Genomic DNA, 14,692 nt, shown 5'->3' with positions numbered 1-14,692 from the left:
CGTAGTACGAAACCTGGAAATCAAGTACGATTCATTTCCGGATAGTACGAAATCTTGCCGGATACTGCGATATGGCCTGTCATACTGCGAAAACGCACGATAGCCTCCCATCACAATAAAAAAGCATGCGGACCGACAATGGGTCCGCATGCTTTTTCTCCGTGCATGCAGCGATTACTGCATGCTTCCCTGACTGCCGGCCGGGGCATAAGCGTTCAGGATGCCCTGCATGTCCTGTTCCGCCAGCTGCGGCACCTGGTAGTAATGGTGTTTGTTCTGGTAGATTGACAGCTCATAGGCCATCTCGATGCAGTTCGGCACCGAGTCGGCAAGCACACGGCGGACGACCGGGTTGGTCGTCTCGAGCGCTGCTGCCGTGCAGGCCGTCGCGCCGGCCTTGTGGCCCGACAGAAGGAATCCGGAGATTGCTGCGTCGTTCAGCTCCTGCGGGGACTGCATCGGCTTTTTCGGCTGAGACTGCTTCATGCCGTACACCCAGTCGTTGTCGCCGGCCATTTTATAGCTTTGCGTCGCCATCTGCGGGTCGGTTCCCGACTTGAAGCAGTCGACCAGCGTGTTGTACGACTGCTGCATGAACCGGTACTGGCGGTCCATGATATCGATGAGCTCAGGATCCTGTGCGTGCGGCCGCATCAGTGTCGACATGTCCATCGCGCCGATCATCGTCGACAGCACCTCGTGTACATCGAACAGCTCGTGTCCGCCGTGGTTCATCTGCTGGCTCACCTGTCCGGTATGCATGTTCGGGTGCGTCATGTTCTGCTGGTCCTGGCCGAAGTTTTGCGTCATCTGCATATTCCCTCCATTTTTTCATGATGGCCGAACACGGATAGTATCCACTTTCCTTCCTGCGTTATGCATCCGCTATAATGGACGGTAATTGGAGGGACATTTTGATGAAAAAAATGGAATTTGAAACGGAGCGGCTTGTTCTCCGCCCTTATCGGGATACGGATTATGCCCCATGGCTTGCGGGACTTCAGGGCAGGGGAATGTCCAGCGGTCCATTTGATGAGGGCAGGCCCCGCGACCTTTCCGGAGCCACGGAAGAATGGTTCCGGGAATGGATCCGCGGTTTCCGGGAGGCGGCGGAGGCGGATGACATGGTCATCCTCGGTATCTTCCGGAAGTCCGACGGGGCCAATATCGGCAAGGTTGAACTGATCACGATTCTCCGGTTCGACTATGACTGGGGCATGATGGGCTATCACATCAATAACCAGTACTTCCGCCAAGGGTACGGAAAGGAAGCCGTAGAGGCCGCAGCCGTGTTTTTCATGCGAGAGCTTGGATTTCACCGGCTGGAGCTTCATATCCGTCCGGATAATATTCCGTCAAGGCGCCTGGCGGAAAGCGCCGGGTTCCGGTATGAAGGCACGAGGGAGCAATTCGCGAAGGAAGGCGGGCTTTGGCGGGACTATGACATTTTCACTATGATTAAGAAGGAAAAGGCAGGCTGTCATTAATCGACAAGTCCTGCCTTTTTTCGACAGAAAGACTTTAGAACTATTTGAATTGCGTGTCTAATCTTGTAAGATAGTGAAGAAGGTTTACTTCGCGTGTCGAAGTGGAATGAAAAGAAAGGTTTGCCTAATACATAACTTAAGAAGAGTAGGGGGAAGCGACATGAGACGATTTAAGTGGGTGCCGGCTCTGCTGATTCTGATGCTTGTTTTGTCCGGGTGCAACGGATTCACGAAAGGCGGATCCGGAGCGGAGAAAGCGGATGCGGAAGCTGAAGAAGGCAAGATCACGCTTGATTTCTGGACGTTCTGGGGATCAGAAATCCGCCGTCCGATCATTGAAAAGATCATCGAAGACTTCAACAATTCCCAGGATGAAATTGAAGTGAAGCACACGTTCATCCCGTGGGGAGACATCTGGACAAAGGAACTCGCGGCGATTGCAGCGGGCGACCCGCCTGATGTGGTCATCAATGACATCAACGCAACAGCGCTCCGCGGAAAGAACCAGCAGGCGGAGAACCTTTCGAAATACTTGGAGGAAGACGACATCTCCGGGGATTTCTATGAGGAACTGTGGAACGCCACCCTCTATGAGGGGGACTCGTACGGCATTCCGTTCAACACGGATACCCGTGTCCTCTTCTACAACAAGGACGCCTTCGAAGAAGCGGGCCTTGATCCCGAGCAGCCCCCGAAAACATGGGACGAGCTGTGGGAGTATGCTGAAAAGCTGGACGTAAAGGACGGCGAGAAGTATGACCGCCTCGGGTTCTATCCGATGTTCGGCGTCCAGACCGACGTCTGGATGATGAACGCGGACAACGTCAACTTCGTCGATGAAAACAGTGAAGTGAAGATCAATACACCGGCGAAGCTTGACACGCTCGAGTGGCTGAACAAGTGGCACCAAAAATATGGTGCCGACAATATCAACTCATGGAAAGCGCAGATGGAGAGCCAGCAGGCGAACCCGTTCTTCTCGGGAGACCTGGCAATGCTCGTTCAGACACCGACTTTTTACACACAGATCCGTGACTACGCACCTGATCTCAACTTCGGCGTGGCACTCCTTCCAGAGAAGGAGCCGGGCAACGGCCATACAAGCTGGGGCGGAGGCTTCGTCGCTGAAATCCCTGCAGGTGCGGAAAATCCGGATGCCTCTTGGGAGTTCATCAAATATCTGACCAGCAAGGAAGCGCAGGAATACTGGGCAGTCAAGAACTTCGATAACGTAGCGAACATCGAGGCGTCAGAGAGCGCGGCTTCCAGCGACGAGTTCAACGACAACGGCAAGATGGTTTACGAACTGGCTGTCGAGGCGATGCCGCTGACGATGCTGACACCGACTTCACTTGTGGCTCCTGACTATATGACGCTCGTCAATCCGGAGTTCGATAATGTCTACCTCGGCAAGAAAACGCCGGAGCAGGCACTGAAGGATGCGCAGGCTGCCGTCGAGAAGGAAATTTCCAAAAAGTAACGGATTCAGACCAAACATGGAGAAGGGGGGCGGAGCCGCCCTCCTTCTTTTCATTACATAAAACAGGGACAAGGAGGCTAGGCGGGATGGCCGGAAAGCGCAGATTCAACTACAAGACGAAAGAAGGACTTCAGGGGTATCTCTTTATCCTCCCGTGGATCATCGGATTCATCGTGTTCACGGCAGGCCCGCTGCTGTTTTCCTTTGCGGCAAGCTTCACCAACTATAACGTAACCTCGCAGATGGACTTTGTCGGGCTGAGCAACTATGAGAAGCTGTTCTCCGGCGACCAGCTGTTTTGGACATCGCTTTACAACACCCTTTATTATGTCCTGTTTTCAGTTCCGCTTACGACGGTCGGGGCGATTTTGCTTTCCGCGCTCCTCAACCGGGACATCCCGGGAATGCGGCTGTTCCGGACGATTTATTACTTGCCGGCGGTCCTTTCGGGCGTCGGCGTGTACCTTCTCTGGATGCAGCTGCTTGAGCCGGGGACCGGCATGGTGAACACCGTCCTCGCGTGGTTCGGCATCGCCGGGCCGAACTGGCTGTTCGACCCCGATTGGACGAAGCCGGCATTGATCTTCATGAAACTGTGGAGTGTCGGAGGCGGAATGCTGCTTTACCTGGCAAGCATGCAGGGCATCTCGAAGAGCCTGTATGAAGCGGCGGAAATTGACGGCGCCAACGCCTGGCAGCAATTTACCCGCATCACGATCCCGATGATCACGCCGGTCATCTTCTTCGACATCGTGACGAGCCTGATTGGCGGCTTCCAGATTTTCCAGGAGGCCTATGTCATGTCGAACGGAGAAGGCGGGCCGGTCAATTCGATGCTTTTCTACAACCTGTATATGTGGCAGAAGGCGTTTGAAGCATTCGACATGGGATATGCCATGGCAATGTCGTGGATCCTGTTCGTCATTGTTTTCGCCCTGACAATCGTCAACCTGAAGCTTGCACCGAAATGGGTGCACTATGAAGGGGGCGGGAAGTGATGGTGAAGCAGGCAGCGGGACGACAGAAAGTCTCGCATTTTGAAACGATCCAGGGCCGCAGGCAGGCGCTGAACATCATCAACTGGGTTCTGCTTGCCGCGGGCAGCATCCTGATGCTGTCACCGCTCTGGTGGATGCTCGTCACTTCCGTCAAGACGATGCAGGAAGTGATGACCTATCCGCCGACGTTCTGGCCGGAAAGCTGGAACTGGAGCAACTACATGAAAACGTGGGAAGCGGCGCCGTTCGACCTGTACACGGTCAACACGCTGACGATCACCATTCTTGTCGTGATCGGCAATGTGTTTGTGAACTCGTTCATCGCGTACGGGTTCGCGAAAGTCCCGTTCAAGGGCCGGAACGTCCTGTTTGCGATCGTGCTTTCGACGATGATGATCCCGGGGTTCGTCACACTGATTCCTCAGTATGTGCTGTTCGCGAAGCTGCAATGGCTGAACACGTATTACCCGCTCGTCATCCCGGCGTTTTTCGGGAGCGCGTTCAACATCTTCCTGCTCCGGCAGTTTTACATGACCATTCCGGATGAGCTGATCGAAGCGGCCAAGATGGAGGGAGCCAGCCACTTCTGGATCTGGTGGAAAATCGGCCTCCCGCTCACGAAGCCAGCGCTTGCCACCGTTGCCATCTTCTCTTTCAACGGGGCGTGGAACGATTTCCTCGGACCGCTTCTCTACGTGAACGACGAAAGTCTGTACACGCTTCAGCTCGGTCTCCAGGTGTTCAAGGGCCAGATGAGCACGCAGTGGAACTATCTGATGGCCGGCTCGCTTCTCGTCCTGCTGCCGGTAATCATCCTGTTCTTCTTTTTCCAGAAGTACTTTATCCAGGGCATCAACCTCCAGTCCGGCGGGAAGTGACGCCGTGCGGCTGATGAATATGCCGGACGCTGCATAAAGTGGGAGGCATGCGGACGAAAGGGGTAATGAACATGCTGAAAATCGAAGTGAAACGCACGGCCGGGAACACGGAGACGGCTGAGCCGGTCGGGGAATTCAGTTTCCAGGCAAGCACGCTTGTCCTGCTGCTTATCTTCCTGCCGATCGCCATCCTGCTTCTCATTCCGAAGCCGCTCATTCAGAACATCAATGTTAATTCCAGCTCAGCAAGCGGTGTAAAGGAGAATCCAAATGGTCAAGATCGAACTCAAGAACATCTCGAAAACGTATGACAAAGACGTCACGGCGGTAAAGGACTTTAACCTCGAGATCGAAGACGGGGACTTTATCGTCCTCGTCGGGCCGTCCGGCTGCGGGAAGTCGACGATGCTCCGCATGATCGCCGGCCTCGAAGAAATCACCGACGGCGAGTTTGTGATGGACGGCCGCCTCATGAACGACGTGCCGCCGAAAAACCGGGATATCGCGATGGTGTTCCAGAACTACGCGCTTTACCCGCATATGACCGTCTACGACAATATGGCGTTCGCATTGAAGATGCGGAAATTCAAGAAAGAAGAGATCAAAAAACGTGTCACCGAAGCCGCGAAGATTCTCGGCCTCGAGGACTATCTGAAGCGGAAGCCGCGTGCACTTTCCGGCGGGCAGCGCCAGCGGGTCGCACTCGGCAGGGCGATTGTGCGGGATGCCAAGCTGTTCCTGATGGACGAGCCGCTCTCGAACCTGGACGCAAAGCTCCGCTTCCAGATGCGGGCGGAGATCTCCAAGCTCCACAACCGGCTGAAGACGACGACTGTCTACGTCACACACGACCAGACCGAGGCGATGACGATGGCGACCCGCATCGTCATCATGAAAGACGGCGTCATCCAGCAGGTCGGCGCGCCGAAGGATGTCTACGATTATCCGGAAAACACATTCGTCGGAGGATTCATCGGGTCACCCGCTATGAACTTTTTCAGCGGGGAAGTGCAGAACGGCGAATTCGTGACAGCTGACGGCATCCGTCTTCCGCTTCCCGAGACAAAAGCACGGGCGATGCAGGCAGCAGGCTACGGGGATGGACCGATCACGATGGGCATCCGTCCGGAACATGTCACACTGGAACCGCCGGCCGCTGCAGGACAATCCCTGGCGGCGATGGACTCGGAAGTCATCGTCTCGGAGCTGACCGGAGCGGAAACTCTCCTTTACTCAAAGCTCGGCAGCCAGGAGCTGATCGCCCGAATTGATTCAGGGCTGGACCTCCGTGCCGGAGATAACGTCCGGCTGGCGTATGATATGGAACTCGCCCACTTTTTCGATGCCGGGAGCGGTGACCGCCTAAAGCTCGGGGAAGAAGCAGGGATCACAGTCTGAATAGGAAAACGCCGTTCCGATTGTTGCCGGGACGGCGTTTTTTCGTGTGTTAATGGAACATGCTAAATCTAAAGAGATTTTTCGCTCTTGTCATCCTTATTGGTTTCCGCTGCGTCGCGGGCCTCTTTCTTGATGTCATCCAGCTTTTCCTCAGCCTTTTTCGCGGCATCATTGGCATTCTCTGACCATTTTCCGTTTTTCTGATTTTTATCGTTTTCCGCGTAGCTCTTCATCAGAATCGCTCCCTTTCTGTTCTTGTCCTTATTATTCCCGGGTGTCCGGGAACGAAACAGCCTGTTTTTATCAGATCGGAATGGGGAAAAGTAAACTGATTACGGCTTTAAAGTGGAGGAGAAGAAAAGTTGACATTGCCGAAGGACGAGACATCACAGATTGAAGTCAGCACAGAGTACGGCACGCTACGGCGGGTGATTCTCTGCCCGCCGCGCTATATGGCCATCGAAGAAGCGATCAATGAAGTACAAAAGCAGTACGAAGACGAAAATATCAACCGTGAGCGGGCAATGGAACAGTACCGCACGTTCCGTGACACTCTCCAGGCTCACGGCGCCGAAGTGATCGAGCTAGAGCCGTCAGAGGAATTCCCGGAGCAGGTGTTTACCCGCGACATCGGGTTCACGGTTGGTGACGAGCTGTTTATTTCCCGGATGGCAAGTGAGATTCGCCAGGGCGAGGAGGAAGCGCTGGAAAAGCTTCTCCGCGAAAAGGGAATCCGTTACCGTAAGCTCAACGGCGGGAGGATTGAGGGCGGCGACGTCATCGTCGACCGGGACACCGTCTATGTCGGAGTCAGTGAACGCACTTCACGGGATGCCATCGAAATGCTGTCGAAGGAACTTCCGGAGCACGAAATCATCCCTGTTGAATTTGACGGGAAGTACCTGCACCTCGACTGCGTATTCAATATCCTGTCACCGGAGACGGCGCTGATCTTCCCGGAAGCATTGAATCCTGCGACCGTGGAGAAGCTTGGCAGCAAATATGATCTGATCAACGTCAATGCGGACGAACAGTTCACGATGGGCACGAACGTCCTGTCAATTGGCGGGCGCAAGCTGTTCAGCCTTCCCGTCAATCCTGAAGTGAACGGTGCGATGCGCGAACACGGTTACGAGGTCATTGAAATCGACTTCACGGAGATCATCAAATCCGGCGGCTCGTTCCGCTGCTGTTCAATGCCGGTGGAGCGGGGCTGAACATTTCCCGACTCAATTCCCGGGAAATACCGTTATTTCCCGGGAAATCGACAAACGAAAGGAGAGACCCCGATGTTCGATTACACGAAGGAAACGGCAAAATCCATGAAAGACGCGATCCGGTCAATCAAAGAGGAGCTGGCCGAGGTGAAATTCGGCGTTCTCTGGGAGCTGGACATGACCGATACGCTTCAGCAGAAAGGGCAGGATTTCGACAAGCCAATAACAATCTTGGAAGTGTGCAGCCCGGCCGCCGCTGCGGAAGTGCTGAAAAAGGATTTGAAAATCGGCTATCTCCTTCCATGCAAGATGGCTGTCTATGAGGATGGCGGTGTGACCCGGATCGGCATGCCGAAGCCGACCGAACTGCTCGGCCTGACCGGCAGGGAAGATATCGATCCGTTTGCCGGTGAGATCGAGGAGACACTGAAAGGGGTCATTGACCGGGCAGCGCAATGATCGCACTTGAAAAAAGAACCTAATGTTAGGCTGATTCAACCTTAATATAACCGCATTTTGCCACTCATGAGAATGGGATGGCCGGCAAGCCTAAGATGGTGAAGGGAGGTTATGACCCGTGCGCCACGCCATCTGGCTGCCGGCCTATTTGCTGTTGCTTTCCGTACTTTTTGTCACAATCGTCCGGGCGGAGGATTCTGGAGAGGATACGGAGCAGTCCGTTGCCGAAGAGCGAATGAATCTGTATCTGACGTATGAGACGCCTTCCGTGCCTTGGCACACGTTGGCCGCCGTCGACCGGTATGAGCGCAATATCCAGCGCGTGCGGAATGATTTGGAGGAGAATGAAGGCCCAGTCGCCTTCCGGTTTGAAGATGAGTTCTGGGCGGGAGCACCCAACCCGGAACGCGGGGAAAATGATCCGGCCGCTATCGAGTTTTTCGAAGGCGGAGGCCTGGACGGCAACGGTGACGGAAAGGCCGACCCGGAAGACCCCCAGGACATTCTGTACACACTCGCATACACGCTCGGGAAAAATGGGGCAGACGAGCAGGCGCTGCGTCTCGCGCTCTATGAATTCTTCGGAAGCGAAGAGGCCGTGCGGCAAATCATGACGATCGACGAACTGTTCCGCAGCTACGGCACCATTGAGCTTGACACCCATGTGTTTCCGCTCCCCAAGACCCATCATTACACTTACAGGAGCACATGGGGCGCCCGACGCGGCTGGGGAGGCCGGCGGATGCATGAGGGGACCGATCTGTTCGCCTCCTATGGTGTACCGGTGCGTTCCGTCACCTATGGCGTGATCGAGATGAAGGGCTGGAACGAGTTCGGCGGCTGGCGGGTCGGGATACGCGATGCTCACAACGTATATCATTATTACGCTCATCTCTCGGGCTTTGAAAAAGGAATCGAAGAAGGGCAGGTCGTCGAGCCGGGTACCGTCGTCGGCTATGTCGGCAGTTCCGGCTACGGCAAGGAAGGAACATCCGGCAAGTTCCCGCCCCATCTCCATTACGGCATGTACAAATTCGACGGCCGATCCGAGTGGGCGTTTGATCCATACCCGTCGCTGAGCCGATGGGAACAGGAAGAGAGGAAATAGCGAAAGGGCCATCCCGCTTCGGGAGGCCCTTTTACTCTTGAGGTGGAAAGCGCAAGACAAAACGCGTTCCGATACCTTTTTCACTTTCGACTCGTATGGTCCCGCCGTGCAGCCTGACAAGCTGCCGGACGATCGACAGCCCGAGACCAAATTCCCCGAACGGATTGGACGTCCTGGAGACACCGGCCCGGTAGAAGCGGTCCCAGATGCGCTTGACGTCTTCAGGATCGATGCCTTCACCGGTGTCGGCAACCTCGATGACCGCATCCCCTCCGTCTGTATATCCCCTGAGCGTAATTGTGCCATCCCGTGTAAATTGGATGCTGTTTTTCGTGATGTTGATCAGGATCTGGGTGAGCCGGTCGTAGTCTGCGAAGACGGTGGCACTTCTGTCCGTTTCCGCCAAGATGGTGTTGCCTCGTTCCTCGGCGAGCGGCTCCAACTGTTCGGCGATCAGCGGCAGCAGGTCGCCGAGCAGAATCTCCGATTTCTCAAGCGTGATCTGGCCGGAGCGGATCTTCTCATAATCCAGGTTTTCATTCACGAGGCGGATAAGCCGGCGCGTTTCCTTGCCCGCCAGAGCGAGCGCCCGCTCCCGTTCTTCTTCCCGGATCATGCCGTCCCGGAGGCCGTCGAGCGTCCCGCGGATTGTCGTGAGCGGGGTGCGCATCTCATGGGAAACGTCCGCGATAAACTGCCGCCGCCGGTTCTCGAGCCGGTCGATCTCACTCATCGATTCCTCCAGGCGTTCGGCCATGCCGTTAAAGTCCGCCGACAGCTCACCGATCTCATCCACCTTCGAGGACGGCACGCGGACCGAATAGTCGCCGGATGCAACGTGTGACGCGGCGTTGCGGAGCCGCTTGAGCCTCTTCACATGGAAGGCGGATAGTGCCCATCCGAGAAGCAGGGAGGCGGCAAGCGAAGCCAGCATCGCCCAGAGCAGGTAACGGTTCAGCTCTGAAATGATCTCTCGGGAACCTGAGATCGGGGAGGTGAGCAGCACGCCGCCAATGAACCGGCCGTCCTGGACATAAGGCAGCAGGGTAAACGTGACTCCAACGTCCGACCGCTCAAACTCCTGGTTGACGATAATGGCCTGTCCGTTCCGGATTTTGTCCCACTCCTCCTGGCGCAGCTTGATCAGCGACGCGGGCCGGCCTGACGAATAAATCACTGCCGAGTCCTGGTCGAACAAACTGAACTGGATGTCCTGGCCTTCCAGGACGCGCCCATATTCGCCGAGGATCCGCCTTGTCTGTGCCGGATCTTCCGACAGGTCGACCATCAGATTCCGCCCGTAAGATACGAGCTCATCTGTCTTTTCCTCATAGATCAGCTGCTCGGCAAAGTGGGCAAACAGCAAAGTAAGGATCAAGAATGCAATGATGAGCACTCCGATGTGGCTGGCGATCAGTTGGTAGAGATAACGAAACTTCATCCGTCCGTCTCCTCGAACCGGTAGCCGACGCCCCATACTGTATGGAAAAACTGTCTTCGGCTCGATTCCGTCTTGGAGCGGAGCCGTTTCACATGGACATCAACAGTCCGGTCATCGCCGTAGAACCCGTATCCCCATACACTTTCAATGAGCTGCTCTCGGGAAAAGACCTGCTTCGGGTGACGGGCGAAGTGGGCGAGCAAATCGAACTCCTTCGGGGTGAGGCCGGCAAGCGGCTCTCCGTCAAGGCGCACTTCCCGCGTTTTCTCATTGATCAGGAAATGCCGGGTCCGGATCAGGCCGTCCTCTTCCGGCTGCGTCTGCTTCCCGTAGCGGCGGGTCACGGCGCGGATCCGGGCCAGGAGCGCTGCCGGGCTGAACGGCTTCGTCACATAATCATCGGCTCCAGTCTCGAGCCCCGTCACCTGGTCTTCCTCGGCCGTCTTCGCCGTCAGCATGATGATCGGCAAATCCTGTCCGGCTTCCCGCACTTTCCGGCAGATTGTCACGCCGTCCATTCCCGGAAGCATCCAGTCGATGATCAGGCAGTCGTACTCGCCGGTCATCGCCTCCCGGTAGCCTGCGTCACCGTCCATGATGAACGTCCCGTCAATCCCTTCCTTCGAGAAAAACATCCCGATCATCGACGCCACACTCTCACTGTCTTCAATGACGAGAATCTTCACCGCATCCGCCTCCTTTCCCATCGGTTATTTCTCCTTTCAGTATAATCAAAGCTTCTGTTGGCCTGCAAAATGGGGTTTCTCAATTTAGACTGTCGAATATCCCGATACTACATGCGAATGTCTCAATACTTTAAGGCATCCATAATAAAACCCGCCGGACATCAGCCGGCGGGCACATCCCCATCAGGAAGGGGAAGAGGCTTTATTCGATCCGAGCGTGACCGGGATTTCTGTTTTCTTGCCGTCATGGTAGACGGTGAACACGGCCTGGTCGCCAACCTCCAGCTTGGAGTAGAGGTAGCGCCGCAGTGCCTGGCCGTCCTCAATCTCCTCACCGTCGATGGCAGTAATGACGTCACCTTCCTTGATGCCGCCTTTTGCCGCAGCACCCTGAGGGTCCACGCCGGCAATATAGACGCCCTTGGAAATGTCGTTCGGCAGCCCGTCGAGTTCACCACGCGGAATCTGGGCGATGTCATACATCGAGATGCCGGCGTAAGGACGCTCGACTTGACCGGATTCCATCATTTCCTCGACGAGCGGCACGACATCATTGGACGGGATGGCAAATCCGAGGCCTTCCACGCCGGAGCCGCCGATCTTCAGGCTGTTGATGCCGATCACTTCACCGTTCATGTTGACGAGCGCGCCGCCGGAGTTGCCCTGGTTGATGGCGGCATCAGTCTGGATGACGTTCATCTCCCATTCGCCGGCAGAGGTGTCGACACTGATTGAACGGTCGGTCGCACTTACGATCCCTTCCGTCACGGAGCGGGACAGTTCAAGGCCGAGCGGGTTGCCGATTGCGACGACCGAGTCGCCCGCACGGAGCGCATCCGAATCGCCGAATGCCAGCGGTTCAGCATCCACCAGTTTGGCGTCAACCTTGACGACGGCGAGGTCGCTCAGCGCATCCGCCCCGACCAGTTCCGCCTCGGCATGCTCACCGTCGGACAGGGAGACTTCAAGCTTGGATGCCCCCTCCACTACGTGGTTGTTCGTCACGATGTAAGCCGACTGATCGTCTTTCTTGATGACGACACCGGAGCCGGTGCCGGCAGGAGCCGTCTGGCCGCCGCCGGAGCCGCCGAATGGGTTACGCTGCTGTTGCTGCTGGTAGTTCACTACGCCGACGATGGAGCCGGACACCTGCTCGACCATGTCGGCAAGCGACCCGTCCGTCGACACTTTTGTCACCGCACCCGAAGACTGCTGCTGCGATTCAGACTGCAGTCCGCTCTCTGCCGGCGGGTTCGTTTCGCCGGGATCTCCGCCAAGAAGCGGCACGGCAATGGCGAGTGTCAGGACAGAGCCAGCGACCCCGCCGCCGAGCGCCTGAAGCCAGCCGGCGCCGCCACGCTTTTTCTTCTCGCGGCCACCACGCGCCTGCACTGGGGCCACAGGCTCTTCTGCGGCTCCGGGCATGTCGGAACGGTAGGCTTCCTCACGTGTTTCCCCGGTACTGAGTTCTTCCGGAAGATGCTCGGGCACCCCATCCTCGCCGTGCTGCCACTCCTGTTCGCGGATATCCGGTTCTGACGGATTGTGATTGGCTTCATTGATGGAATGATGCTGATCGCCGGGTTCCGGGCCGTTTTGATGATTGGTCATCTGCATTTCCTCCTTGCTTCTGTTGACTCCACTTTAAGGGACAGATATGAACAAACTATTAACAACGCATAAATTCGATTTCCCCGCGTCCCTGGCGCTCCTCTCGGGTATAATATAACCACCAACAAGGAACGGAAGGATGTTGCACATGGAAATCACGGGCCACACGGTCGAACTGCTGAACGACCCTACGGGAATCATTGAAGGGGACCGCTATGAGTTCTTCCTGGAACTCGACATCGAAGAAGAGGACGAGCTGTACACGGAAGGCGGCGTGAAACTCCGCGCCATCTTCGCCGAGCACGACGGCCGCGAATGGATCGCGACCTACGACTTCATCGAAGCCGCCACCGGCAAGGCGATGGGCTTTGAGCTTGAAGAAGACGAGGAACAAGAGGTCCTCGAATACTGCCGCAACAATAAAGACGCATGACATCGCGGACTAACCCGTTCAGTTGAGTGGTGCAAACAGGCGAATCGGCATAGCAATTAGCAGACGTTTTAGCTAGACATTAACATCGTTTTAAGCACCCAGATGGGTGCTTTTTTTGATGATTAGAAACGCTCATTAGCACAGTAACCAGCGGTTCTTTAGGAGATCACTCAATTACTTTTTTTTGCAAAGCGAAAAGCACCCATAATGGGTGCTTCAACTGGAACTGTAGGATTGAATAAATGAAACAGCCATCAAACCGTGTCATGGGGTTTGGTGGCTGGTTGTGTATTACTCGAATTTGTAATAGATTCGGTTGCCTGCCGAATCATCTTGTCCTAACCACTTTATTTTCACTTGCGTTTAAAGACGTTAAAGTGAATTTGCAACATCCGCCAGTGTTTGCAATGGATTATCTAACAGAGCTTCCTCAATACTTAACATATATATCCAGTTGTTCTTTTCAAAAATAAAGACCATTACTTTATGATCCGTTCCTGAAGATGAATAATATGCTTGTGTCCCATCCTCTAAGGATATTTTAGTATACCCAAGCGTGTTCATTCTAATTTCACTAGGCATAATGTTTATAATGTAATTAAAACGTTTTTTCTCATTCAAGAATTCAATTTCAAGGTTTTCGTGCTCTTCACTGAATCTTCCGAATGAATGGGTAAATTCTAAAGGCGGTAATTCTGGTAACTTTATATTTGTTCCATAAAAAAATTCAGCTTCCTGAATTGCCTGCGAAACAGACTTGTAACCTAACTCGTGATAGTGATTTTCTATACCCGTTTGTTGAAATGCTTTGACGGTTTGCCATCCAATGAAGCAGAGAATTAGAAATAAAGTGAGAATTTTCTTTTTGGACAATGTATACTCCCTTCACTTCTTTAAGTGGATTTTTACCTGCAAATAAGGTTAATCCAATTCGCTATTAAAACTCAAATCGATGGAGAAGAAAGGAATTTTAAAAATTAAAATTGAATACTTTAAAGAAACGACTATCCTCTGAACACTTGTCGGGCACTTTTCAAGTAATGGATACATTATATGCTGCTGATAAAAAAATTATTTAAACTGCTCTTGCGAGACAATAAATGCCGATATGAAATAAGGTGGAGTCGGAAATTTTGAGTCGGCTTATTAGCGTGGTAATAAATGACCGATGAGAGGCTGGGGAAGATGATTGTTAAAATAGTAATACCTTTATTAATCTTGATTATAGGCATAACATCTGCTTACGTTTTAAATAAACAAAAAACGGAGAAAAGGAAAAGTATTGTTTGGGGATTAACTTTGATGTTAATTATCGCTCCTGCTTTTTCTTGGTTGATTAGTGGTCTTTATGCATTTGGAACGGTGGAGAATACAGGGTGGGCAGTCGTGATTTATCCAATGTTCTTGTTTCCTATACTATTTTTATTGGGGATAATAAGCTTGGTCAAGGGCATCTTAATGAAGGAAATTAATCATTAATCTTGTGTGCAGTTTTC

Annotated in this window: 17 protein-coding genes; 11 read left to right on the top strand and 6 right to left on the bottom strand. The window is 54.0% G+C overall.

Features of this window, described 5'->3' with window-relative positions:
• Window positions 1–174: 174 nt before the first annotated feature.
• A complete protein-coding gene (locus DZC51_RS07145) occupies window positions 175–810 on the bottom strand; it encodes a spore coat protein (RefSeq protein ID WP_157294695.1) in 636 nt (211 codons plus the stop codon).
• A gap of 107 nt (window positions 811–917) precedes the next feature.
• Between DZC51_RS07145 and DZC51_RS07140 the strand changes: the two genes are divergently transcribed.
• The 6 genes from DZC51_RS07140 (at window position 918) to DZC51_RS07115 (ending at window position 6,241) form a co-directional block, all read left to right on the top strand.
• Window positions 918–1,487 carry a GNAT family N-acetyltransferase gene (locus DZC51_RS07140; RefSeq protein WP_370513679.1) on the top strand — a complete coding sequence of 190 codons (570 nt, stop codon included), beginning with the start codon at window positions 918–920 and terminating at the stop codon, window positions 1,485–1,487.
• A 160-nt stretch (window positions 1,488–1,647) separates the two neighbouring features.
• Window positions 1,648–2,967 (top strand): ABC transporter substrate-binding protein, encoded by a 1,320-nt coding sequence (locus DZC51_RS07135; protein ID WP_157294694.1) that lies wholly within the window; start codon window positions 1,648–1,650, stop codon window positions 2,965–2,967.
• Between the two features lie 86 nt (window positions 2,968–3,053).
• On the top strand, window positions 3,054–3,965 hold the full coding sequence (locus DZC51_RS07130; RefSeq protein WP_157294693.1) for a carbohydrate ABC transporter permease: 912 nt from the start codon (window positions 3,054–3,056) through the stop codon (window positions 3,963–3,965).
• On the top strand, window positions 3,965–4,843 hold the full coding sequence (locus tag DZC51_RS07125) for a carbohydrate ABC transporter permease (RefSeq protein ID WP_157294692.1): 879 nt from the start codon (window positions 3,965–3,967) through the stop codon (window positions 4,841–4,843). Before DZC51_RS07130 ends, DZC51_RS07125 begins: the two co-directional genes overlap by 1 nt.
• A 71-nt stretch (window positions 4,844–4,914) precedes the next feature.
• Window positions 4,915–5,154: a hypothetical protein gene (locus DZC51_RS07120; protein ID WP_157294691.1), complete on the top strand. Its 240-nt coding sequence runs from the start codon at window positions 4,915–4,917 to the stop codon at window positions 5,152–5,154.
• Entirely contained in the window at window positions 5,114–6,241 is a 1,128-nt protein-coding gene (locus DZC51_RS07115; RefSeq protein WP_157294690.1) for an ABC transporter ATP-binding protein, read from the top strand. The genes DZC51_RS07120 and DZC51_RS07115 overlap by 41 nt, the downstream gene beginning before the upstream one ends.
• Before the next feature lie 68 nt (window positions 6,242–6,309).
• On the opposite strand, the gene DZC51_RS07110 is transcribed toward DZC51_RS07115, so the two are convergent.
• On the bottom strand, window positions 6,310–6,474 hold the full coding sequence (locus DZC51_RS07110; RefSeq protein WP_157294689.1) for a hypothetical protein: 165 nt from the start codon (window positions 6,472–6,474) through the stop codon (window positions 6,310–6,312).
• A gap of 129 nt (window positions 6,475–6,603) precedes the next feature.
• On the opposite strand from DZC51_RS07110, the gene DZC51_RS07105 reads away from it, so the two are divergent.
• From DZC51_RS07105 to DZC51_RS07095, 3 genes are all read left to right on the top strand, one after another.
• Window positions 6,604–7,458, top strand: coding sequence for a dimethylarginine dimethylaminohydrolase family protein (locus tag DZC51_RS07105; RefSeq protein WP_157294688.1), 855 nt, complete (start codon window positions 6,604–6,606; stop codon window positions 7,456–7,458).
• A 72-nt stretch (window positions 7,459–7,530) separates the two neighbouring features.
• Complete coding sequence (locus DZC51_RS07100; protein WP_157294687.1) at window positions 7,531–7,917, top strand: DUF302 domain-containing protein; 387 nt, start codon at window positions 7,531–7,533, stop codon at window positions 7,915–7,917.
• Between the two features lie 118 nt (window positions 7,918–8,035).
• Complete coding sequence (locus tag DZC51_RS07095; protein ID WP_157294686.1) at window positions 8,036–9,025, top strand: M23 family metallopeptidase; 990 nt, start codon at window positions 8,036–8,038, stop codon at window positions 9,023–9,025.
• Window positions 9,026–9,056: 31 nt separating this feature from the next.
• Here DZC51_RS07095 and DZC51_RS07090 read toward each other — a convergent pair whose 3' ends face one another.
• From DZC51_RS07090 to DZC51_RS07080, 3 genes are all read right to left on the bottom strand, one after another.
• Window positions 9,057–10,466 carry a sensor histidine kinase gene (locus DZC51_RS07090; RefSeq protein ID WP_157294685.1) on the bottom strand — a complete coding sequence of 470 codons (1,410 nt, stop codon included), beginning with the start codon at window positions 10,464–10,466 and terminating at the stop codon, window positions 9,057–9,059.
• Window positions 10,463–11,173 carry a response regulator transcription factor gene (locus tag DZC51_RS07085; RefSeq protein ID WP_304504513.1) on the bottom strand — a complete coding sequence of 237 codons (711 nt, stop codon included), beginning with the start codon at window positions 11,171–11,173 and terminating at the stop codon, window positions 10,463–10,465. Before DZC51_RS07085 ends, DZC51_RS07090 begins: the two co-directional genes overlap by 4 nt.
• Before the next feature lie 162 nt (window positions 11,174–11,335).
• Entirely contained in the window at window positions 11,336–12,763 is a 1,428-nt protein-coding gene (locus DZC51_RS07080; protein WP_232524083.1) for a S1C family serine protease, read from the bottom strand.
• A gap of 148 nt (window positions 12,764–12,911) precedes the next feature.
• Between DZC51_RS07080 and DZC51_RS07075 the strand changes: the two genes are divergently transcribed.
• Window positions 12,912–13,196 (top strand): DUF6509 family protein, encoded by a 285-nt coding sequence (locus DZC51_RS07075; RefSeq protein WP_157294684.1) that lies wholly within the window; start codon window positions 12,912–12,914, stop codon window positions 13,194–13,196.
• Window positions 13,197–13,568: 372 nt separating this feature from the next.
• Here DZC51_RS07075 and DZC51_RS07070 read toward each other — a convergent pair whose 3' ends face one another.
• The gene (locus DZC51_RS07070) at window positions 13,569–14,069 is read right to left on the bottom strand and encodes a hypothetical protein (RefSeq protein WP_157294683.1); all 501 of its coding nucleotides are present in this window, start codon (window positions 14,067–14,069) and stop codon (window positions 13,569–13,571) included.
• A 312-nt stretch (window positions 14,070–14,381) separates the two neighbouring features.
• On the opposite strand from DZC51_RS07070, the gene DZC51_RS07065 reads away from it, so the two are divergent.
• The gene (locus DZC51_RS07065; protein WP_157294682.1) at window positions 14,382–14,675 is read left to right on the top strand and encodes a hypothetical protein; all 294 of its coding nucleotides are present in this window, start codon (window positions 14,382–14,384) and stop codon (window positions 14,673–14,675) included.
• Window positions 14,676–14,692 lie beyond the last annotated feature (17 nt).

The sequence above is a fragment of the Bhargavaea sp. CC-171006 genome, assembly GCF_009761675.1.
Taxonomy (GTDB): Bacteria; Bacillota; Bacilli; order Bacillales_A; family Planococcaceae; genus Bhargavaea; species Bhargavaea changchunensis.
The sequence above is the reverse complement of the archived record's forward strand: the minus strand, read 5'-3'. Positions and strand labels throughout refer to the sequence as shown.